This window comes from Amycolatopsis orientalis, assembly GCF_000943515.2.
Classification (GTDB): Bacteria; Actinomycetota; Actinomycetes; order Mycobacteriales; family Pseudonocardiaceae; genus Amycolatopsis; species Amycolatopsis orientalis.
Map to the genome: position 1 here is coordinate 77,364 of NZ_CP016174.1, position 21,374 is coordinate 98,737.

Annotated in this window: 22 protein-coding genes; 4 read left to right on the plus strand and 18 right to left on the minus strand. The window is 69.1% G+C overall.

The features are described from left to right. Window positions 1-13: 13 nt before the first annotated feature. Window positions 14-1,192: a serine hydrolase domain-containing protein gene (locus SD37_RS00330; protein WP_044849479.1), complete on the minus strand. Its 1,179-nt coding sequence runs from the start codon at window positions 1,190-1,192 to the stop codon at window positions 14-16. A gap of 37 nt (window positions 1,193-1,229) precedes the next feature. Beyond that, window positions 1,230-1,913: a TetR/AcrR family transcriptional regulator gene (locus SD37_RS00335; RefSeq protein WP_044849478.1), complete on the minus strand. Its 684-nt coding sequence runs from the start codon at window positions 1,911-1,913 to the stop codon at window positions 1,230-1,232. A 68-nt stretch (window positions 1,914-1,981) separates the two neighbouring features. Between SD37_RS00335 and SD37_RS00340 the strand changes: the two genes are divergently transcribed. After that, window positions 1,982-3,097, plus strand: a complete 1,116-nt coding sequence (locus tag SD37_RS00340; protein ID WP_044849477.1) for an FAD-dependent oxidoreductase — start codon at window positions 1,982-1,984, stop codon at window positions 3,095-3,097. A gap of 33 nt (window positions 3,098-3,130) precedes the next feature. Here the strand turns inward: SD37_RS00340 and dnaB are convergent, their stop codons facing one another. The 12 genes from dnaB to SD37_RS00400 all read right to left on the minus strand — a co-directional run bounded on the left by dnaB (window position 3,131) and on the right by SD37_RS00400 (window position 12,994). After that, entirely contained in the window at window positions 3,131-4,540 is a 1,410-nt protein-coding gene (gene dnaB / locus SD37_RS00345) for a replicative DNA helicase (protein WP_016338295.1), read from the minus strand. Window positions 4,541-5,016: 476 nt separating this feature from the next. After that, complete coding sequence (locus SD37_RS00350; RefSeq protein WP_044849476.1) at window positions 5,017-5,814, minus strand: ESX secretion-associated protein EspG; 798 nt, start codon at window positions 5,812-5,814, stop codon at window positions 5,017-5,019. Between the two features lie 97 nt (window positions 5,815-5,911). Beyond that, entirely contained in the window at window positions 5,912-7,243 is a 1,332-nt protein-coding gene (locus SD37_RS00355) for a PPE domain-containing protein (protein ID WP_044849475.1), read from the minus strand. 3 nt (window positions 7,244-7,246) lie between these two features. Continuing rightward, window positions 7,247-7,840 carry a DUF3558 domain-containing protein gene (locus SD37_RS00360; protein ID WP_044849474.1) on the minus strand — a complete coding sequence of 198 codons (594 nt, stop codon included), beginning with the start codon at window positions 7,838-7,840 and terminating at the stop codon, window positions 7,247-7,249. Beyond that, the gene (locus SD37_RS00365; protein WP_044849473.1) at window positions 7,840-8,250 is read right to left on the minus strand and encodes a hypothetical protein; all 411 of its coding nucleotides are present in this window, start codon (window positions 8,248-8,250) and stop codon (window positions 7,840-7,842) included. Before SD37_RS00365 ends, SD37_RS00360 begins: the two co-directional genes overlap by 1 nt. 166 nt (window positions 8,251-8,416) lie before the next feature. Next, window positions 8,417-8,872: a 50S ribosomal protein L9 gene (rplI, locus tag SD37_RS00370; RefSeq protein WP_005168124.1), complete on the minus strand. Its 456-nt coding sequence runs from the start codon at window positions 8,870-8,872 to the stop codon at window positions 8,417-8,419. Window positions 8,873-8,884: 12 nt separating this feature from the next. After that, on the minus strand, window positions 8,885-9,133 hold the full coding sequence (gene rpsR / locus SD37_RS00375; RefSeq protein ID WP_005168122.1) for a 30S ribosomal protein S18: 249 nt from the start codon (window positions 9,131-9,133) through the stop codon (window positions 8,885-8,887). 89 nt (window positions 9,134-9,222) lie between these two features. Continuing rightward, complete coding sequence (locus SD37_RS00380; protein WP_020632569.1) at window positions 9,223-9,732, minus strand: single-stranded DNA-binding protein; 510 nt, start codon at window positions 9,730-9,732, stop codon at window positions 9,223-9,225. A 17-nt stretch (window positions 9,733-9,749) separates the two neighbouring features. Next, on the minus strand, window positions 9,750-10,070 hold the full coding sequence (gene rpsF / locus SD37_RS00385; RefSeq protein WP_173426372.1) for a 30S ribosomal protein S6: 321 nt from the start codon (window positions 10,068-10,070) through the stop codon (window positions 9,750-9,752). 102 nt (window positions 10,071-10,172) lie between these two features. Beyond that, a complete protein-coding gene (locus tag SD37_RS00390) occupies window positions 10,173-11,066 on the minus strand; it encodes a hypothetical protein (RefSeq protein ID WP_044849472.1) in 894 nt (297 codons plus the stop codon). 101 nt (window positions 11,067-11,167) lie between these two features. Beyond that, window positions 11,168-12,055 carry a hypothetical protein gene (locus SD37_RS00395; protein ID WP_044849471.1) on the minus strand — a complete coding sequence of 296 codons (888 nt, stop codon included), beginning with the start codon at window positions 12,053-12,055 and terminating at the stop codon, window positions 11,168-11,170. Window positions 12,056-12,178: 123 nt separating this feature from the next. Next, window positions 12,179-12,994 (minus strand): hypothetical protein, encoded by an 816-nt coding sequence (locus tag SD37_RS00400; protein ID WP_044849470.1) that lies wholly within the window; start codon window positions 12,992-12,994, stop codon window positions 12,179-12,181. 175 nt (window positions 12,995-13,169) lie between these two features. Here SD37_RS00400 and SD37_RS00405 point away from each other — a divergent pair, with 175 nt between their 5' ends. Next, window positions 13,170-13,949, plus strand: coding sequence for a deoxyribonuclease IV (locus SD37_RS00405; protein WP_044849469.1), 780 nt, complete (start codon window positions 13,170-13,172; stop codon window positions 13,947-13,949). A gap of 59 nt (window positions 13,950-14,008) precedes the next feature. Here the strand turns inward: SD37_RS00405 and SD37_RS00410 are convergent, their stop codons facing one another. Beyond that, window positions 14,009-14,491 (minus strand): hypothetical protein, encoded by a 483-nt coding sequence (locus SD37_RS00410; RefSeq protein WP_044849468.1) that lies wholly within the window; start codon window positions 14,489-14,491, stop codon window positions 14,009-14,011. Between the two features lie 165 nt (window positions 14,492-14,656). Between SD37_RS00410 and SD37_RS00415 the strand changes: the two genes are divergently transcribed. After that, the gene (locus tag SD37_RS00415; protein ID WP_236725249.1) at window positions 14,657-15,004 is read left to right on the plus strand and encodes a hypothetical protein; all 348 of its coding nucleotides are present in this window, start codon (window positions 14,657-14,659) and stop codon (window positions 15,002-15,004) included. Here the strand turns inward: SD37_RS00415 and SD37_RS00420 are convergent. After that, entirely contained in the window at window positions 14,961-16,505 is a 1,545-nt protein-coding gene (locus tag SD37_RS00420) for a glycosyltransferase family 87 protein (RefSeq protein WP_044849467.1), read from the minus strand. The two genes, SD37_RS00415 and SD37_RS00420, sit on opposite strands and share 44 nt — an antisense overlap. A gap of 17 nt (window positions 16,506-16,522) precedes the next feature. Next, window positions 16,523-17,611, minus strand: coding sequence for an ROK family transcriptional regulator (locus tag SD37_RS00425; protein WP_044849466.1), 1,089 nt, complete (start codon window positions 17,609-17,611; stop codon window positions 16,523-16,525). Window positions 17,612-17,666: 55 nt separating this feature from the next. Here SD37_RS00425 and SD37_RS00430 point away from each other — a divergent pair, with 55 nt between their 5' ends. After that, window positions 17,667-18,716 carry a Gfo/Idh/MocA family oxidoreductase gene (locus SD37_RS00430; RefSeq protein ID WP_145926494.1) on the plus strand — a complete coding sequence of 350 codons (1,050 nt, stop codon included), beginning with the start codon at window positions 17,667-17,669 and terminating at the stop codon, window positions 18,714-18,716. On the opposite strand, the gene SD37_RS00435 is transcribed toward SD37_RS00430, so the two are convergent. After that, window positions 18,717-21,251: a transglycosylase domain-containing protein gene (locus SD37_RS00435; RefSeq protein WP_044849464.1), complete on the minus strand. Its 2,535-nt coding sequence runs from the start codon at window positions 21,249-21,251 to the stop codon at window positions 18,717-18,719. Window positions 21,252-21,374: the final 123 nt, after the last annotated feature.

Sequence of the window (21,374 nt, forward strand, 5' to 3'; positions counted from 1 at the left end):
CGAGTAACCCGGTTCACTTACCGCAGAACACCGTCCGGACGAGCTTGGTCAGCGCCGCCGGATACGACGGGAGCGGGTCCTTCTCGGGATCGCCCGCGGTGATCGACGCCGTCAGCGTCTTGCCGCCGTCGGGCGTGCTGTACATCAGCGCCGCGTAGCCGTTGTTGCTGCCGTTGTGGTTGAGCACGGTGCCGACGCAGCCGGCGCCCAGGTCCTGCGAGAACTGCCCCAGACCGTAGAAGCCGTAAAGGCTTTCGCTGCCGGGGTGCGTCTTGCGCATCTCGGTCATCAGCCAGGCCGGGAGGAGCTTTCCGCTCTGCAGCGCGGAAAAGTAGGTCTGCAGATCCTTGGTCGTCGAGATCATGTCACCGGCGCTGGAGATCCAGGACGGGTTCTGGTGCGTGACGTCGATCGTCTTCCGTTGACCCGCGTCGTCGTACTGGTAGTAGGCGTGGGCATACGGCTGGGGCATCCCCGGCCACGCGCCCGGCGACAAGGTGTCACGCAGCTTGAGCGGCCGCAGGATCCGCCGGTCCAGCTCCTCGGCGAAGGGACGGCCGGTGAGCTTCTCGACCAGCAGCCTGGCCACCACGTAGTTGGTGTTGGAGTAGTCCCAGCGCGCGCCCGGCTCGAAGACCAGTGGCTTGGAGACGGCCAGCCGGACCAGTTCCTCCGGCCGGTAGGTGTGGAAGCGCTTGTCCACCCATTCCTTGCCCGCCCAAGGGATTCCGGGCGTCACCGTCCCGTCCGGGTTGTACTGGCCGGTGTGGTTGAACAGTCCGCTGGTGTGCTGCAGCAGCATCCGCACGGTGATCCGCGAGTCCAGCCCGAACTCGGGAAGGAACCCCGTCACCGGGGTGTCCAGGCCGATCCTGCCCTCGGCCACCAGCTGCAGCACGAGGGTCGCGGTGAAGTTCTTCGAAGTGCTGCCGACGCGGAAGTGGCCGTTCGTCGGCGGTTTCGCGGTCCCGCCCAGCTCGCGGACCCCGGCGCTGCCGGTCCATTCGCCCCGTTCGTCACGGACGCGGAGCTGCATCGCGCCGAACCCGGCGTCGACGAACTCCTGAAGGACTTGCCGCAGTTCCGGGCGATCCTGCCCGGCGGAGGCCGAGGGCACGGTCACACCTGTCAGCAGCGCGGCGGCCAGCGCGACGAGGCCGATCCGGCGGAAGGTCTTCGGTGTCTTGGTCATGGCGACCACGTTCGCGGGCCGCGCTGACACGGGACGGTCACGGCGCTGACACGCGGGCTCCGATGCCGTCGAGCAGGAAATCGAGGCCCATCCGGAAGGTCTCGTCGGCGGTCAGGTGGACGGCGTCGTGCACCACCGTGGCCAGGGCGGGGAGCTTCCCGGTGGCGAAGGACCGCTGCAGGTAGGGCCCGAGGGTGGCCTGCCAGCGCTTCTCGTCCAGCCCGGTGGCCCGCTCCGCGCGCCGCTCGGCGATCTCCCGGCGTACCGCGCCGATGGTGTACGCGTTGACCGCCGAGACCACCGGCATCGCGGAGTCCACGCCGATGTCGCCCAGCGCCGCCATCACGGACTCGGCGGTGGCCAGCGCGTTGGGCCCGAGCTGGGGGCGGCCGCCCAGAAGATCGGCGAGCCATTCGTGCCGGTGAACGGCGTGCCGCATGGCGTGGGCGAGCGAGGCCAGCACCTCTCGCCAGTCGTCCCCGGCTGGCCGGATCTCGGCGTGGGCGGCGTCGACCATCAGGTCGAGCAGCTCTTCCTTGCTCTCGATGTAGCCGTACAGCCGCATCGGGCCCACGTCCAGCGCGGTGGCGATCTTGCGCAGGGACACCGCGTCCAGGCCGTCCGCGTCGGCCAGCTCGATCGCCGCCCGCACGATCCGCTCCCGGCTCAGCGGGGCCAGAGCGGGTCGACTCGGCGGCTCCGGCCGCTCCCACACCACCATGCGGTGACAATACAACGCATCGTTCGATACAGTGTATTGACCAATACAGTGTATCGAGGGAGTGCGACATGACCATCGCCATCGTCGGAGCAGGGCCCGGAGGCCTGGCTCTCGCGCGGGTTCTGCACGTCAACGGCATCGACGCCGTCGTGTACGAGCGGGAAGCGTCGCGCGACGCCCGAGGTCAGGGCGGCATGCTCGACATCCACGCCGACACCGGGCAGCGGGCGCTGCGCGAAGCGGGTCTCTTCGACCGGTTCTCCGCGATCGCCCGTAGCGAAGGCCAGGACATGCGGCTGCTGGAGCCGGACGGCACGCTGCTGCTGCAGGAGGACACGCCCGACGACGCGCCGTTCGCGCGGCCCGAGATCGACCGGAGTGACCTGCGCGACCTGCTGCTGGACTCCCTCCCCGAGCACACGGTGCGCTGGGGGCACGCTTACGAATCAGCCGGAGACGGCGTGCTGCGCTTCGGCGACGGCGGCAGCGCGAAGTACGACCTGCTGGTCGGCGCCGACGGGGCGAACTCCCGGGTCCGCGCGCTGCTCACCGACGCCCGTCCGGCGCATCTCGGGCACAACCTCGTCGAACTTCGCATTCCCGACATCGACCGCACCCATCCCGACCTCGCGGCGATGGTCGGGCGCGGCACCTACTGGGCGCTCGGCGACGGGAAGTCCCTCGCGGCGCAGCGCAACGGCGACGGCACCGTGCGCGTGAGCCTCAGCTTCTACGGCACCGACGAGGAATGGTTCGCCACCAGCGGGATCCCGCTCGACGAGCCGGCGGCCGCCCGGGCGTGGCTGATCGAGCGGCTCAGCGGCTGGGACGCCCGGTTCACCGCGCTGATCGAGGCCTGCGACGACGTGGTCGTGCCGCGGTCGATCACCGCCCTGCCGGTCGGTCTGACCTGGCCCTCGGCCCCCGACGTCACCTTGATCGGCGACGCCGCGCACCTGATGCCGGCGGTCGGCGAAGGCGCCAACATGGCCCTGCTCGACGGCGCACTGCTCGGTCTCGCGCTGGCCGCGCGGCCGGACGACTTCCCCGCCGCCGTCAAGGCGTACGAACACGAGATGTTCGAACGCGCCGGTGCCGCCGCCCGGATGTCCGAGCGGGTCCACGATCTCCTGATGGCGCCGGACGCCGCGCGGAAGATGCTCGCGTTCTTCCAGCCGGACTGAAGAGCCCTTCAGCCCGCGCTGGTGGACACGCCGCTAGTCGTGTGACAGGTCGACGAACCGGCTGTAATGCAGCTGGTGCGCGACGGTGATCGTCGCCGTCGGCCCGGCACGGTGCTTGGCGATGATCAGGTCCGCCTCGCCCGCGCGCGGGTCGTCCCGCTCCCAGGCGTCGGGGCGGTTGACCAGGATGACGAGGTCGGCGTCCTGCTCCAGCGAGCCGGACTCACGGAGGTCGGACAGCATCGGGCGTTTGTCGGTCCGCTGTTCGGGACCACGGTTCAGCTGGCTGATCGCGATCACCGGGACCTCGATCTCCTTGGCCAGCAGCTTCATCTGCCGCGAGAACTCCGAGACCTCCTGCTGCCGGGACTCGACGCGCTTGCCCGAGGTCATCAGCTGGAGATAGTCGAGGACGACGAGCTTGAGATCGTTGCGCTGCTTGAGCCGCCGGGCCTTCGCGCGGATCTCCATCATCGTCATGTTCGGCGAGTCGTCGACGAACAGCGGAGCTTCGGAGACCTCGCTCATCCGGCGCGCGAGCCGCGTCCAGTCGTCGTCGGACATCTTGCCACCGCGCATATCCGCCAGCCGGATCCGCGCTTCGGCCGAGAGCATGCGCATGACGATCTCGGTCCTGCTCATTTCCAGCGAGAAGATGACGCTGGTCAGACCGTGTTTGATGGACGCCGAACGGGCGAAGTCCAGTCCCAGGGTCGATTTGCCGACCCCGGGGCGCGCCGCGACGATGATCATCTGCCCGGGGTGCAGGCCGTTGGTCAGATCGTCGAAGTCGGCGAACCCGGTCGGGATGCCCTGCGACTGCCCACCGCGGGACGCGATCGCGTCGATCTCGTCCATGGTCGGCTGGAGCAGTTCTTCCAGCGCGACGTAGTCCTCGCTGGTACGCCGTTCGGTGACGTCGTAGATCGCGGCCTGCGCGCGGTCGACGACCTCGTCGATGTTCGCGCCGTCGGCCGCCGCCGCGCCGTAGCCGTACTGCACGATCCGCGTGCCCGCTTCGACCAGGCGCCGCAGCACCGCCTTCTCGGAGACGATCTCCGCGTAGTACCCGGCGTTCGCCGCCGTCGGCACCGTCGCGATCAGGGTGTGCAGGTACGGGGCGCCGCCGACGCGGCCGAGTTCGCCGCGGCGTTCCAGCTCGGCCGAGACGGTGATCGGGTCGGCGGGTTCGCCGCGTCCGTAGAGGTCGAGGATGACGTCGTAGATCGCCTGGTGCGCGGGCCGGTAGAAATCGTCGGGGCCGAGGGCCTCGATGACGTCGGCGACGGCGTCCTTCGACAGCAGCATGCCGCCGAGCACGGACTGCTCGGCCGCGATGTCCTGCGGAGGCTGGCGGTCGTACTCGCCGCCACGCGGCCCGGGGTCGCTGGGACCCGGATCGGACTCCGCGTACATCGGATTGCGGTCGTCGGTCAGCGCCACCGCTGCTGCCACCTCCTCATGGATCGAACACGCGTTCGATTATGCCAGAACTTCCCCGGTCGGTACGTCCGCGCCCGCCGTCCGCCCTCCCGCGGCCCTCGGCACTCCCCTGCGCCCGCCTCACGGGCCGGTCGAACGCCACCGTGCGTACCCACCCGGCGGGCACGGTAGGCCCCCCGAAAGGACCAGCGCAATTTCGCCTGGGGACCACCCTGTGGATAACCTGGGGATGACTGCGGGCATCCCTTCACAGGTGACCGAAAGCCTGTGTACAACTTGTGGGCAACGGTGGGATGGTCTGACAAAACCGCTGGTCAGGGCCTGTGTACATACTGTGGAGAACTTTATTCAAATCCGTGCGGCGTGTCGGGCAAAACACGTCGTTCGGCGTGTCGCACGGCGGCGCACAGGGGTGCCCTGTGGATGAATGCTACGGAGCGTAGAGGCATGACCCGGTGGGCTGAACGGCGTGGAATTCAGGACGCGAACAACCTGCCCTGTGCGCTCCGTAGTCGTTCTCCGAGAACGTGCTGGTCGGCGGGTGTGAAGGCGATCCGCGGCTCGCCACTTCCCGGTATCTCCTCGGTCAGCCACCGGCCCTCGGACGTATCGATGTAGTTCACCGGGCGTTCGATCCGCTGCCGCGCGCCACTCCGGCCACGGGCGGCGACGTACAGGCTGCCGCTGCCCATCCGGCGCAGCGCGAGGATGCGGCGAAGCTCGTCGGCCTCCTGGCTGCCGGCGCTCTGCCTTCCGCTGCGAAGGACCTCGAAACCCTCGTCCTGCGCCGTCGACGACGAACGCGGCGCTTCGATCTGGCTCTTCGGGACGGCGATCGGCCGCCCTCGTCCGGGCGCGAGCTTCGGGATCTGGTCGAGGAACTCGGTCAGCAGTTCTTCGGGCCGCACCGAAGCGAGCGCGACGCCGTCGTGCTCGCTGTGCCGGGCCAGTACGAAGCCCTCCCCGCCGGCGCTGCCCGCGAGCAGGGTGTAGCTCAGCGCCTTGCCCTCGAATCCGCCGTCGACCCAGCCGTAGTACTCCAAGGACGGCCTGGCGATCGCTTCGAGCGTCGCCTTGAACCCGGGGTGCAGGCCCCGCGCGCCGAAGAGGCCCTGGCTCGCCAGTTCCTCGTTGGTCCGTTCGTCCTCGGTCCGCTGCGCTTCGTCGCTGTACCAGGTCGGGGTCTCCGACAGGATCGTGTGCGGTTCGCCGCCTCGGCGGCGGATCAGCGTGATGAGGGTGCCGGTCGTGATGGTGACCTGCTTGTCCAGCACCGGAACTGCCCCCTAGTCGTTCATGTTCGTCCAGCCCGGGACAAGACAAGCCGGGCGCGGCGCCAATTTTGGCACGCGCCCGGCCCGCTCGTACGTATTACTCCCCGATCACCGGCGGTGCGGTGAGTTCGTCGGTGCCGAAGATGTCGTTGGGGTCGTCGCCGACGAGGTACTTGGAGCTGCGCTCCTCGTCCTCGGCGCCCTTGCCCTTGGCGCCACCGGCACCCATACCGCCCATGCCGCCCATCATCCCGCCCGCGCCGCGGCCGGCACCCGCACCACCGGCGCCGCCGGGGCCCATGCCACCGCGGCCCGCGCCCGCCGCGCCGCCGGGGATGGCCGCACCGCTCGCGCTGCCCGGTCCACCGGGGCCGAAGCCCGCCCCGCCGGGACCGAAGCCACCGTCCGGGCCGAAACCGCCCGCACCGGGGATGTCGGTGCCGCCGAAGCCGCCGCCGCCACCGCCTCCGCCGCCACTCGGCCCGAAGCCACCGGCACCGGGGATCTTGGGCGGGGTGAAGCCGGACGCGTGCGTCCCGTCGTTCCAGGACGGCGGCTTGTAGTCGCTGCCCGGGATGTTCGGGTTGAAGTGGCCGCCGGGGATGTTCGAGCCCGGCAGGTTGGAGCCGGGAAGGTTCGACCCCGGCAGATTGGATCCGGGGATGTTGGACCCCGGCATGTTGACGCCGGGCGTGTTCACGCCCGGGATGTTCGGCATCCCGCCGGGCGGCATCGAACCGGGCGGGGTGGAGATGCCGCCGGGCGGCATGCCGTTGTTCCCATTCCGGTCGCCCTGCCCGTCGCCGTCCTTGTCCTTGCCGCCGCCGTTGACGTCGACGTTCGTGTTCTGCCCCTCCATCTTGGAGTAGGTGGGCATCTTCTTGCCGTTCTCGGAACTGGCCTTGAAGTACTCGTTGAACGCGTCGACGTTCGCTTGACCCTTTTGGTTGTAGTCCCGGATCGCGCGGTCGGTGTCGGTGGTCCACGGGGTGATGGAGTTGAGCAGGTTGTTCTTCGGCGGGTCCTTCGGGACCGGCTGCACCTTCGCCTTCACCGTGGTGAACGCGGTGTTCTGCTCGCCGAGGTACTTGTCGGAGTCCGCCAGCTTCTTGCCGGAGTCCTCCATCCAGGCCCGCAGCGGATGCGCGCCGGACTCCTGCGCGGCTTCGGCGCTCTTACCCGTCCAGGCGGCGTCCATCTCCTTCGACAGGTTGTCGATGGTGGTCAGCCTGTCCTGGTAACCGGCCTTCAGCCGGGTCGCCGCGGCCTGGCCCTCCTGGATCGACCCGGTCCCGGGACCGGTGACGATCTTCTCCCAGATGTTGTAGCAGTCGATCTTGCGATCGCCGCCCGACGCTTCGAAGTCGCCGGATTTCGTGGTCGCCAGGTTGTAGGCCGAGTACCCGGCGATGATCGGCAGCAGGAACATCCCTCAGCCCTCCTTCAACGTCTCGATCATCGCTTCCCCCACTTTGAGCGCGACGGGGCACGGATCGCTCGCGCCGGGCCCGTTGTCGTACTGCACCAGGATGTTCACGGCCAGCTGGTCGGTCACGCCGACGAACAGGCCGCATTTGCCGCTCTTGCGGCCGTCGAGCGCCGCGGCGTACACCGCCGGGTAGCCCGCGACCTCGGTCGGCTCGAAGTATTCGTCGTTGGCCTTCGTGTCGTAGACGTCGCTGAGGCCGTTCTTGTTCGCGAGGACCGGGCTGATCTCGATCTGGTTCAGCCGGTCGTCCGCGGCGAAGATCGAACAGCCGGGTCCGACGCTCGTGGTCCGCCGCTCGCCTTCGCCGAGACCGAGTTCGGACCGCTTCGCCGCGGAAAGCGCGGAGCACGCGTCACTCTCGATCGAGCTGGTCTTCAGCGGGCTGGGCACCTTGGGCGCGGAGCCGGACGAACCGCTCGACGCGCTGGGGGACCCGGTCGTATAGGACGGCTCCGGAGACGCGGTCCCGGACTTGGAACCGGAACAGCCGGCGACCAGCGCGCCGGCGGCGAGGAGGAGAACGAGGGAACGTCGCATCACACAGCCCTGTGCTTGTTGAGCGAAGCCTGCGTTTCGGCTTCGTTCGTGGCGATCTTCTGCTTGGCGGCGGTCAGCTGGTCGATGTAGTTCTTGACGTAGTCCTGCATCTTCTGGTTCTGCTCCAGGAACGCCTTGCCCGACGGGTTGGCCAGCTTCTCCCAGTCGCCGCTCGCGAACTCCTTGCCGGGCGCCTTGACGTTCGCCATCAGCGTCGCGTCGGTGTAGTCCTTCTTGAGCTCGGCCTGCAGGTCGGTCCACTTCTTGATGATGCCGTCGATCTTGTCCTTGTCGAAGGCGAAGCCGCCGCCACCCCCGCCGGACGTGGACGCCGGCTTGTCCGGGTTGGCCGGAGCGGACACCGTGACCTGCTGCTGCCGGTTCTGTTCGGCGTTGCTGTCGTAAGCCATTGCTTCCAGATCCCCTTTTGAGTCCCCGTGCCTCGACGTCGAGTCTCATAATGCCTTGAACCCCCGTCAAGGCTTCAGACGCGGCCCGACCGGGTCGGGTTCCGCGGAAAGCAAAGGGCGGGACACCTCCGTGAAGGAGAAGTCCCGCCCTTTGGCCGAAGCGGTGTTACTTGGCCTTGACCTCGAGCCGCACGTCGACGCGGACGTCGGGGTGCAGACGGGCGCCGACCGAGTGCTTGCCCACGGTCTTGATGTGGTCCTTCAGCTCGATGACGCGCTTGTCGAGCAGCGGGCCACCCGCGGCCTTGATCGCGTCCACGATCTCGGCGGTGGTGATCGAACCGAAGAGCTTCTTCGAGCCCTCGGCCGCCTTGCCGCTCAGCTGGATGGCGCCGAGGCCCTCCAGGGTCGCCTTGATCTCCTTGGCGTGGTCGAGGTCGCGGATGCGACGGCTCTCCTGCGCCCGCTTGATCGTGCGCACGTTCTTCTCCGCGCCCTTGGTGGCCACGATCGCGTAGCCGCGGGGGAGGAGGTAGTTACGCGCGTAACCGTCCTTGACCTCGACGATGTCGCCGGGTCCACCGAGGTTGGCGACGTCGGTGGTGAGAATGATCTTCGCCATTGACGTGCCTCCTTAGCGTGCGGTCGAGGTGTAGGGCAGCAGCGCCATTTCGCGGGAGTTCTTGACCGCGATGGCGATGTCACGCTGGTGCTGGCTGCAGTTGCCGGTCACCCGGCGGGCACGGATCTTGCCGCGGTCGGAGATGTACTTCCGCAGCAGGTTGGTGTCCTTGTAGTCGATGTTCTCCGGGCGGCCCTTCTTCTCGGCCTTGCAGAACACGCAGACCTTCTTCTTGGGCTTGCGGATGGGTGGCTTGGCCACGGTATTTCTCCTGGATTTCTACGTAGTGGTTGTCTCGAGGCGTCTCGCGGAGCTTTCGCCCGCGGTGGACCGCCTGATGCGACTTCGGATCAGAAGGGCGGCTCGTCGGAGAAGCCACCGCCACCGCCGCCACCGGCGGGCGGAGCGGAACCCCACGGGTCGTCGGCGGGCGGGCCGCTCTGGCCTCCACCGCCGCCTCCACCGAAGCCGCCGCCTCCACCGCCACCGGTGCCACGGCTGACCTTGTTCACCTTGGCGGTGGCGTAGCGCAGCGAGGGGCCGATCTCATCGACCTCGAGCTCGACGACCGTGCGCTTCTCGCCTTCCTTGGTCTCGAAAGACCGCTGCTTCAGGCGTCCCTGCACGACGACTCGCGCGCCACGGGTCAGCGACTCGGCGACGTTCTCGGCCGCCTGACGCCAGATGTTGCAGCGCAGGAACAGGGCCTCGCCGTCCTTCCACTCACCGGACTGACGGTCCAGCGTGCGCGGGGTGGACGCGACCGTGAAGTTCGCGACCGCCGCGCCGGAAGGGGTGAAGCGAAGCTCCGGGTCGGACGTGAGGTTGCCGATCACCGTGATGACGGTGTCTCCAGCCATCGGAAAATTCCTTCGGCTCAGGCCTTGGCGGCGACGGGCTTGGCCGGCTTGATCTCGCGGCGCATGACCTTGGTGCGGAGCACGGTCTCCTGAAGCGAGAGCTGACGGTCCAGCTCCTTGACCGCTTCCGACGTCGAGTTCAGGTCGAGGAGCGCGTAGATGCCCTCGGCGTGCTTCTTGATCTCGTACGACAGACGGCGGCGGCCCCAGACGTCGACCTTCTCCACGCTTCCGCCCGAAGTGCGGATCACGTTGAGGAAGTTGTCCAGGGTCGGTGCGACCGTACGCTCATCGAGCGTGGGGTCCAGGATGACCATTACCTCGTAATGGCGTGACACAACCACTCACCTCCTATGGGCTCGCGGCCACGGACTGTCCGTGGCAGGAGGGTTTGTCCAGGTAAGCGTACCTGGCTGCTTTCTCGCCGGTCCCGACGGGCGTCAGGAGACGCGGCGGAGCACCCAGGTGCGGACCAGCGCGGCGGTCACGCCCGCGAGCACGAGCACCGCGAGCAGCATCGGCAGCTGGACGTCGCCGCCGGGCAGGCCGTCGGTCGCGAGCGCTTCGGCGTTGCCCGCGTTGCGGACGTCAGCGCCCTGCCCGGCCTGGCCGTCGGCGCCGGGGAGGCCGTACTGCGGGCCGCCCTCACCGGGAAGCGGGCTGTTGGCCGGGTAGCGCACGCCCGGCGCCACCGCGACGCCCGGCTGCGCGACCGGCAGGTTGCCGTAGTCGCGCGGCGGGGCGTAACCGGTGCCGTTGCCGTTGCCGCCGGGGAGCAGGTTCGGCGCGGCGGGGGCGCCGTTGGTGCCGCCGCCGGTGCCGCCCTGCTGCGGGGCGGTGGTGCCCGGGGTGGGCAGCGCGGGGGCGACGTAGTTCGTGGCGACCGTGGTCAGGCCGCAGCTGCCGGCGACCTTGTGCTCGATGCTGTCGAGGGTCTTCTCGGGGTTGAGGCCGAGACCCCAGGACTTCGTGTCCTTGACCGCCTGCCGCACGGCAGCGCCGATGGCCTTGCCCGCGACCGAGCCGCCCGCGGCGTTCGGGACCGTGCCGACGGAGATGGTGTTGACCTTGGCGATGTCGTTCGCGGCGACGTCGTAGAGGGCGAGCGTGCCCGCTTCCCGCGCGCCCGCGCGCACCAGTTCCTTGACCGAGGTGCCGGTGATCGCGACGGTGTCGCCGATCCCGCCGTTGACCGTGCCGCTGCACGCGTTCGCCAGCGTGGTCGCCGCGGAGGCGGTGCCGCCGGTCAGGAACGCGCCGCCGGTGACCATGGCCGCCAGAGCGGAGACGGTGAGCGCCTTGCGGGTGGTCTGCCAGATGGTGGTCTTCCGCACGGGCGCGATCCTCCGGGTCGGTGGGGGCGTGTGGCAGTGCATGAGAAATCACTGCGACGGGGATAACGAGGGAGTGAGCAGAAAGATACTAGGCGGTAGGCCTAACTTGAAGCGGCCATTCGGCGGAGTACCCAGGTGCGAACCAGGCCCGCGCTGACTCCGGAGAGTGCCAAAACGGCGATCAGCAGGGGAAGTTTCCCGTCCTGAGTGAACCCGTCACTCACGTTCGGTAGTGCCTCCGCCTGTCCCGCGTTGTGGACGTCCGGGTTCCCGGTGCCGTTCTCGCCCTCGGCCGAGATGCCGAACTGCGGCGCGTAACCCGGGATCTGGCTGCCATAGCGCAGACCGGGCGAAGGGCTGAAGAGACCGGCCATCGCCATCGGGATGGAGCTGTAGTCGCGCATCGGGGCGTAGCCGGTGCTGACGCCCCATGGCAGGCCGCCGAAGTTCGGGGTGAAGGTGCCGGGCAGCAACGGGCTGTTCGCGGCCGGGAAGCCGCCGGTGCCACCCGCCGGGGTGCCGCCCTGTGCGGGAGCGCCGCCCTGCTGCGGTCCGCCGGTGCCGGGAGCCGGTTTCTGGGGCGCGGGCTGGGTTGCGGGGGCCTTCTGGCCGCCGCCGGTCAACGCCTGGGTGGTGCCCGAGACGGCGCCGTTCAGGGCTTCCGCGGCCGGTTCGCCGACGACCGGGACCGGCGCGACCACGGTGTTCACCACGGTCACCGTCACCCGGCAGACCGTGCCGAGCAGCGCGTTGATGGTGCCGGTGAGCACGCCGGAGACCGAGCCCGCCTGGCCGAGGTTGAGCGGGATGCCGAGCAACGGTGTCGTGCCGAGGATCGTGTCACCGGGCTTCGCGGTGACCGATCCGCCGCAGACGGCGGTCTTGGTCTCGGCGGCGGCGGCCGTGCCCGGCATGGCGAGGGCGGCCGAGCCCGCGAGAATGAAGGCCGAAGCACCCAGGGCCGTCGCCCTCCGTGTCCGTTCGCGCATGCCTTCGACTCCTCCGTCGTCGGGTTCACCTACCTGCACAACGACGCTAATGGAGACGAGTAACGCCCGCTCACTCGAAGAGGTCGGGCATTCGAGTGGAAGCGGGCGTCACCGAAAGTGAGATCAGGCGGGTTTGCCCCGCAGCCAGGCACGGACGAGCGCCGCGGCGACGACGGCCAGCGCCAGCACCGCGAGCAGCAGCGGCAGCTTGGCCGGGGCGACCGGCGCCTGGACGGCCTGCGCGTTGCCGGTGTCCTTCTCGTCCACGGTGGGCGGCGGGACCTCACCGGGGATGATCTCGGTGATCACCGGCGCCTGGACGAAGTTGCCGGGGAGCAGCGCGGCGTTGCTGATGACCCCGGCGATCGAGTCGCCGCCGATGCCGGTGGAGGAACCCGGACCGGTTTCGACCGGGAGTTCACTGCCCGGACCGCCGGGCTGACCCGGCCCCGGCTTCGGGGGCTGCGGCTTGGGAGGCTGGGGCTTCGGAGGCTCCGGGTTCGGCGGGTTGGTCTCCGGCGGAGTCACGACCGGCGGGACGCCCTTGGTGACGCCCTGGGTCAGGTCGCCCACCGCGTTGACGGTGCCCTGCACCGGCGGGCAGACGCCCTGCGCGGCGAGGTCGCCGACCGCGTTGTCGGTGAGGCCGGTCGCCTTGACCAGATCGCCGACCGGCAGTGAAAGCAGCGGCTTCCGGCCATCGGCGGTCTTGGCCCGCGAGTCGAGTCCGACGGTCAGCGCCTCGGGCGAGTTGAGCGGAGCACCCGCGTCGAGAACGAGGCCGTTGCCGGTCTTCCCGTTCTGCAGCGTCGAACCGCAGTCACCGGAAAGGGTCGGATTCGGTTCTCCGGCGGCCATCGCGGTCATCGGGAACGCGAGTCCGGCCGTGACCGAAAGCGCGAATCCCCAAGCCGTGATCCGCCCGGCAGTCTTCCCCATCGAGTTCGTCCTCCGCCCCTCAAGACCCAACGCGGTTTTAACGGAACGCGCTCACGCTACCCCACGAGCGTGACCATCCGGCCCGCGCCGGGGAAAATCCCGCGAGGGTAGCTCCGCCTTCCTCCCCACCACCGCCCTCAACGGAGGAGCTTCGCTCCGCGTAGATTCCCCTAACATGAAAATCGGTGCCCATGTCCGCGACGACGACCCGCTGGCCGCGGTCGCCGAACGCGAGGCCGAGGTCCTCCAGTTCTTCCTTTCCGACCCGCAGGGCTGGAAAGCTCCCAAACCCCACCCGCACGGCGAAGCGATCAAGGAATCGCCGGTCGAGGTGTTCATCCACTCGCCGTATTTGATCAACGTGGCGTCGATGAACAACCGCATCCGAATCCCGTCGCGGAAGAACGTCACGCAGCACGCGAACGGCGCGGCCGAGATCGGCGCGAAAGGGCTCGTCGTGCACGGCGGCCACGTCGGCTCCGCGGAAGACGTCGAAGAAGGCCTTGTCAACTGGCGCAAGCTCTTCGAGCGCGAACAGGAGAAGGGCGGCTTCGCCGTTCCGATCCTGATCGAGAACACCGCGGGCGGCGACAACGCGATGACCCGCGACCTCGACACGATCGCCCGGCTCTGGGACAAGGTCGGCGAATTCGGCGCGGGCTTCTGTTTCGACACCTGCCACGCGTACGCGGCGGGCTGGGACCTGACCGAGGCGGTCAAGAAGGTCAAGGCCATCACCGGCCGGATCGATCTGGTGCACCTCAACAACTCGCGCGACGAGTTCGGCTCCACGCGGGACCGGCACGCCAACGTCGTCGGCGGCGACGGCACGATCGACCCCGAGGTGCTGGCGGCTGTCGCGGCCGAGGCCGGGGCGCCCGTGATCGTCGAGACCCCGGCCGAAGGCCAGGCCGCCGACATCGCCTACCTCCGCGAGCGCGTCGCCTCCGCCTGACCCCTTTCTTTCCGCGTTTGGTCCTCTGGATGCGGGGCGCATCCAGAGGACCAAACGCGTCAGTCGTCCTCGGACTCGCGCTTCCGGCGCCGCATTTCGGCACGAGCGGCGAGCGTGGCGCGGTGCTTCACCATCTGCGACAGGAGCCCGGCCGCGTCGCGCAGGGCTTCCCGGGTGTCGAGTTCGTAGTCGTAGTCCGACGACTGATAGCGCGCCCACGCCAGTTCGGTGTCGGAGCCGGCCGCGCCGGCCCGCAGCCACGCCACCGTGGTGTCGATCATCGAGTCCAGCTGGTCCAGCCGCGCCTTCAGCCCGCCGGTCACGCCCGTCTCCGGCGGTACCGCGAACCGGCTGGGCTCGTCGACGGCCTCGCCCAGCTTCTCCCGTGCGACGTCGTCGGTGATCTCCTCGGCGGCCCGGGGTAACTCCGCGGCGAGTTCCCACCGGCCACCCACGTACCGCTCGACCATGACGATCGCGGAATACCCGTGCAGCGTCGTGGTGCGGTGGACGACCGAGCCGGGCGCGAGATGGAAGGCCATCCGCGCAGGCTATTTGACGGGCAAGTGGTGTGCCCCGCGTCCATGAAGGAATTGGGACACTCAACGTCCCAATTCCTTCATCGACGACCTGCGCCATGACGAAGAGGTGCCCTGCCACTTATTCGGCTTGACCCTCACGCCACGGGAGGGTCGAACCTGATCCCCATGATCGAGCATCGCACCGTGTACCGGGCGGAGGACGGCGAGCATGTCGGCTACGTCGCCCCCGCCCGGGACGACGCCACCGCGCGGTGGCAGGCACTGACCGTTTTCGGCTATCCGCTCGGCGGACCGGCCGCCTTCGACGATTCCGTCGCGTTGCTGGAGGCCGAAGGACTGGCCGTCCTCGCCGACCGCTGGTCGGTCAAGCACGGCGACGACTGGATCGCCTGCCGTCTCGTCGAAACCTCGCCCGACGAGGTCGTCGTCCAGATCGACGACTTCGGCGCCGAGGACTTCGGCAGGCATCTCAGGCTGGAGCGTCCTGGACCTGAGGTGCTGAAACGCGCTTAGCGTCCGGCGCGCCGTCGAGGAAACCGCCCACCGGGTCGTCGTCCCCGGCGCGGCGGACGAGGTCTGTGCGCGGCCGGTGGATCTCCCGGATCACCAGCGCGCACAGACCGACGACGGCGAAGTCGCGGACGACGACGGCGCCGAGGAACCAGTCCTCGGGCAGGCCTTTGTTGTCGACGCCGAGGTAGTACATCATCCGCGGCGCCCAGACCAGCGCGTCGATGACCATCCAGCCGAGCAGCAGCCGCCAGCGCGGGATCGCGAGCACCGCCAGCGGCACCAGCCACAGCGAGTACTGCGGGCTCCACACCTTGTTGGTCAGCAGGAACGCGGCCACCACGAGGAAGGCGAGCTGGCCGAGCCGCGGACGGCGCGGAGCCTTCAGCGCGAGGTACCCGATGCCGGCGCATGCGGCGAGGAACAGCACCGCGACGACGACGTTGAGCACGACCGGCGTCTGACCCGTGGCGAGTTTCCCGTCGAACCCGGCCCAGCCGGAAAGATGGGAGAACACGTTGTAGAGCGAGTCCGGATCCATCGGGCGCACCGTGTTGAGCCGGAAGAACTCCCACCAGCCGGTGGGCGCGGCGAGCGCGAACGGGACGTTGACCACCACGAACGTCGCCACCGCCAGCCCCGCGGTGAGCGCCCACTGCTTGACCTTGCCCGCCCGCAGGCACAGGAAGAAAAGCGGAATGAGCAGGAGCAGCGGATACAGTTTCGCCGCCGCGCCGAGGCCGAGCAGGAAACCCGCGACCTCCGGCCGTCGCCGGGCCCAGGCGAGCAGCGCGGTCGCGGTGAACGCGGTCGCGATGGCGTCGAAGTTGGTGAACGTGTGCACCAGCACCAGCGGGGAGATCGCCACCAGGACGGCGTCCCACGGACGGCGTTTCAGCGATCGGCCGGTCGCCCACACCGTCACCAGCCAGGCGAGCGCGAGCCAGAGCGCGGAGATGTTGAAGTAGACGGCGACCGGGAGCGCGCCGGGCAGCCAGCCCGCTTCCGCGGCCGAGAGCCAGGCTTCGGTGAGCTTCGCGTTGATCCACTGGAACAGCCCGGTCGCGACCGGGTACTCCATGTACCGTGTCGTCTCCTTCACCGTGCCCGCGTTCTCGGTCCACGAGGTCACGTACGGGAAGGTGTCCGGATCGTTCAGCCGCTCGGAACTGTAGAGCGGCACGATGTCCGAGTAGCACATCGCGACGAACGGGCGACCCGCCCGCCAGTCGAGCTGGTTCATCCCGGAGTCGTCGGTGTACTGCTGGATGCACGACGCCTTGCCGAACCACGAGAGCAGCAGCGCGAGACAGGCCAGCAGCAGGCCGACGCGCTGCGGCGACCAGAACCAGTGCCGTCCCACGGCCGCGTGTTCGCCGAGTGGACCGCCGATCGGCCGGGTGGCCGCGGCCACGAGCGGTTCGTTCCAGCTCGGGATGACCCGTTCGCCCGGCGTGAGGGAGAGCGGGGCCTCGCGCTCCGGCGGGGTCGTCTGGTCGGACACGAGGCGGATGTTAGCGCCTATGCGGGTGACAGACCGGTGATGTCGCCGCTGTCGTAGAACCCGGCCAGCACCTCGGCGGCCGCCCCGAACGCGACGACGTCGTCGCCCATCTCGTCGAGATCGACCTGGATCCGTTGCCAGTGCGGCAAAGGCAGGAGTTCCCGCAGCCGCGCGGCGACCGTGTCCCGGTAGAGCTCCGGTGCCGCGCGGACCGCGCGCCCGGTCAGCACGACGCGTTCGAGGTCGAGGATCTGGACGAGGTCGGCGAGTCCGGTCCCCAGCAGGCCCGCCGCCTCCTCCGTGGTCGCCGCCGCGTTGTGCAGCACCTCGACGCAGCCGCGGCGCCCGCACGCGCAGCGCGGCCCGTCGAAGGCGAGTGTCGTATGCCCGAACTCGCCGGCGTTGGTCCGGGGTCCGCGGTACAGCCCGCCGTCGATCAGCAGCCCGACGCCGATCCCGGTGCCGACGAGGACGACGGCGGTCGCGGCCTGGCCGCCGTCGGTCCAGTGCTGGGCGAAGGCGGCGGCGTTGGTGTTCTTGTCGAGCCGCACGGGCAGTCCGACGCGTTCCGTCAGCAGGTCGCGCAGGGGGACGTGGTGCCAGCCGGGCATGTTCGTGGCGTCCCGGACGATGCCCTCGCGATGGTCGAGCGGTCCGACGGCGCCGACTCCCATGCCGAGTACCCGTTCACGCTCGACGCCGCCGAGCAGCCTTTCGGTCGCCTCGGCGAGGGCGGATACGGCCTGATCAGGGGTGAATCCCGGCGGCAGCGACCCGCCTTCCGAGGCGATGATCTTCCCGGTCAGGTCGGTCATGAGCACCCGGAACGAGTCCCGGTCGAGCTGGGCGCCGAGCGCGTGCCGGGCGTCCGCGCGCACCCGCAGCAGCGTGCGCGGCTTGCCGACCCCGGACGCGGGCTGCCGTTCCTCGTCCAGCAGGCCGGCGTCCAGCAGTTCGGGGACGATCTTCGAGACGGCCTGCTGGGTGAGCCGGGTGCGTTCGGCGAGTTCGACGCGGCTGAGCCCGCCCGTGCGCAGGATGTGCGCGAGCAGCAGCGCGCGGTTGTGCTGGCGCAGGCCGCGCAGATTGACCCCGGTCTCCGGCATAGCGCGCATCCTGCCACGGCTGGCCAATTACGCAACACTGTTGTTTAATGAGGTCATGGCTGATTTGCGAGTGGGGATCTTCGGATACGGCATCGGCGGGCGCGTCTTCCACGCCCCGCTGATCGGCGCGACGCCGGGGCTGACCCCGGCCGCGATCGTCACCTCGAACCCGGAACGGGTCGAGCAGGCCGGTGCCGACTTCCCGGACGCGGAGGTGCTGCCGGACGCGGACGCGCTGTTCGCGAAGACGGCCGACCTGGACTTGATCGTGGTCAGCACCCCGAACCGCACCCACGTCCCGCTCGCGCTCCGGGCGATCGAGGCGGGCCTGCCGGTCGTCGTCGACAAGCCCTTCGCGCCGACTGCAGCCGAAGCGGCGAAGGTCGTCGAGGCCGCGAAGGCCCGGGGCGTCGGACTGACGGTGTTCCAGAACCGCCGGTTCGACTCGGACTTCCTCACCGTCCGGAAGCTCCTCGACGCGGGCCGCCTCGGCGACGTCTTCCGCTTCGAATCGCGCTACGACCGATGGGTGCCGAAGCCGAGGGACAACTGGCGTGAATTCGGCGACCCCGCCGAAGCGGGTGGCCTGCTCTACGACCTCGGCGCGCATATCGTCGATCAGGCGCTGCAGTTGTTCGGCCCGGTCGCCGAGGTCTACGCGGAGGTCGACAGGCGCCGCGCCGGGGTTTCCGTCGACGACGACGTCTTCGTCGCCCTCCGGCACACCAACGGCGTGCGTTCGCATCTTTGGGCGTCGGCGCTCGCGGGGACCCGGAACCCGCGGTTCCGCGTGCTCGGCGACAAGGCGACGTTCACGAAGTACGGCCTCGACGTCCAAGAGCCGCAGATCAAGGACGGGCTGCGGCCCGGCGACCCCGGCTGGGGCGTGGAACCGGCGTCGGACGCCGGGCGGCTCGGCGTGAACGACGACGTCGAGACCGTGCCCACCGAGGTCGGCCGCTACGAGGACTTCTACGCGCAGGTGCGCGACGCGCTTCTCGGCAAGGGCGACCTCCCGGTCGATCCCACCTCCGCCGTCGAGGCTCTCCGGGTCATCGAGGCCGCTCACCTCTCCGGTGCCGAAAAGCGCGTCGTCACCCTCTAGCTATTCGGTATCGCCTCTGCCGCCGCCACGGCCGGGACCGTTGCCGCCGCCTTCTTCGCCGTTGTTCTCACTGGACGACGGAGGATTCCGCGAGCTGGACGGCGGGTTCTCCTCGTTCCGTGAGGACGAAGGACCCGTCGACGGGCCTGTCGACGGCGTGCCGGTCTCGGAGCTGCCGTCGTCCTCGTCCGGCGGGGTCTGGGTGGAGGGAACGGGGGCGTTCTCGTCACCGATGATCTTGACCTTGTCGAAGCGCTCCCCCGGTTTCCCGTTGAGGTACAGGGAAAGGAACTTCTGCCAGATCGGCCCGGCGATCGTCGAACCGAAGATCGCCTTGCCGTTCTTGCCCTTCAGCGCCTTGTCACCGTCGCCGCCGACCCACACCGAGACGGAGATCGACGGCGTGTAGCCGACCATCCAGGTCTGCGAGTTGGCGTCCTTGGCCCACGCGGGCTCGCCGGGACGGTAGGTGTGCTGCTGGGTTCCCGTCTTGCCGGCGCACTCGTGTCCGGTGGGGCACTTGAGCTTCGAGAACGGGATGACACCCTTGAGCGACTCGGTGACGTTGCCGGCGATCTGCTTGCTCTTGTCGGAGTTGTCGGAGAAAGCGGGCTTCGCCTCCTCCGGGGCCGAGTACGCGGCCTCGTCCTGCGAGTTGGTCACCTTGGCGACGAAATGCCGGGTCCTTCGCTGGCCGTCGCCCGCGAAGGTGGCGTACGCGGCGGCCATGTCCTCCGGGCTGACGGCCGTCTTGCCACCGCCGAGCGCGATGTTGTTGTCGGCGTACAGCTCGGAGGCGCCTTCGGGAGCGGGTTTGATCCCGGCGTCCTTGGCGGCCTGAGCCACCGGCCCGGGCTTGGTCACGTTCACGACCATGTCGTAGAACACCGTGTTCGCCGACCGCTGCATCGCTTCGGACACCGTGCACTGCGCCGAACACGAGCTGCCGGGACCGGCGTTCCGGATCGTCTGCTTCCCGAACTGCCGGTTGTTGGACCCGTCGAACGTGGAGTTGATGCCGCCCTTGCCCAGCTGCAGGTACGCGGTGAGGTCGAACGGCTTCATCGAGGATCCGGGGTTCTGCGGCGTGTTCGCCCAGTCCCGGCCCTTTTGATCCTTGCCGTCCGGCCCCTTCACGATGGACGGGCCACCGTAGTACGCCTTCACCCCGCCGGTCTTGGGGTCGACCGCGACGAGCGCGTTGAGCAGGTTCTCGTCGGTCTGGCCCTTCATCCCGTCGGCGACAGCCTGCTCCGCCGCGGCCTGCGCCTTCGGGTCGATGGTCGTGTAGACCTTGTAGCCGCCGGTGTAGTAGACGTCGTCGGTGATGCCGTTCGCGGCCAGTTCTTCCTTGACCTTGTCGCGGATGAACGGGTTGACCACCCCGGCCTGCTGCTTGTCGGCCTGCGGGATCGGCGTCGGGAACTGCAGGTTCGCGCGGTCCGCGGCGGAGAGGAAACCGTTCTGCACCATACGGTTCAGCGCCACGTTCCAGCGGTCGTTCGCGACCTTCGGGTTCTCCGAGCGGCCCGGCTGCTGGATGAGGCCCGCGAGCAGTGCCGCCTCCGACGCGTTCAGCTCGCCCGCGGGCTTGCCGAAGAACGACTGCGCGGCCGATTCGATCCCGTACGCCCCGCGCCCGAAGTAGATGATGTTCAGGTACGCCGAGATGATGTCCTTCTTCTCGTACGTCTGGTTCATCTTGAAGGACTTGGCGAGTTCGGTCCATTTACGGGTGAGCGACGATTCGTCGTCACCGCTGGCGACCTTGATGTACTGCTGGGAGATGGTCGAGCCACCGCCCTTGCCCGCGGTGACCTGGTTGTAGACCGCGCGCAGGATGCCGCCGATGTCGAAACCGGAGTTCGTCTCGAAGGAGGCGTCCTCGGTGGCGATGACGGCCTTCTTGACGATGTCCGGGATCTGCTCCGGCGTCAGGATCTGCCGGTTACCGCCCTTGGGCACGTCCTTGCCCATCTCGGTGTTGTCGGCGTAGTAGTAGGTCACCGCCTGGCCCTGCGTGGCCGCGACGGCCTGTGGCGACGGGACGTCGACGAGGAAGTAGGTGATCACGAACGCGATCGCCGGGATGACGAAGAACAGGCAGAACAACGCGAGCAGTACCCGCCGGATCCGTCTCCACCTGCGCTTCTTGCGCTGCGCCGGGGTGAGGACGGGCTTCCCGTCCTCGTCGGTCTCCGGGACGTACTCGTCGTCGTACGGCTCTTCGTACCCGCGATCACCGTCGTACCGGTGCTCGGTGCCGTTGTGCTCGTGATGCGTGATGAGGTCCGGCTCGTGCTGCGGCGCGACCGGTGGCCGCTGCGGACGCCGGGGCGGCGGCTGCTGCTGGGGCGGACCCGGTTGCCGTTGCCACGGCGCTTGCCCGGGACCCTGCTGGTGGGCACCCGGTCGCTGTCCGTGGCCCGGAGGCGGACCACCGGCGGGGCGACGGGGCGGTCCGGCCGGGCGTTGCGGACGACGTGCGGGGTCAGGGTCCTGACCTGGCCATCCGCCGTGGGGATCGTCGTTCACTTGGACGTCCTCCGAACCTTTCCTGGGTGAGCGCGGTCCTGCGGTCGCAGGTCTCCTTCTATAGAAGACGTGTCAGATCCGCGCAGGTTCACCGGGTACGGAAAAAGAAGGTGTGCCGGGCCT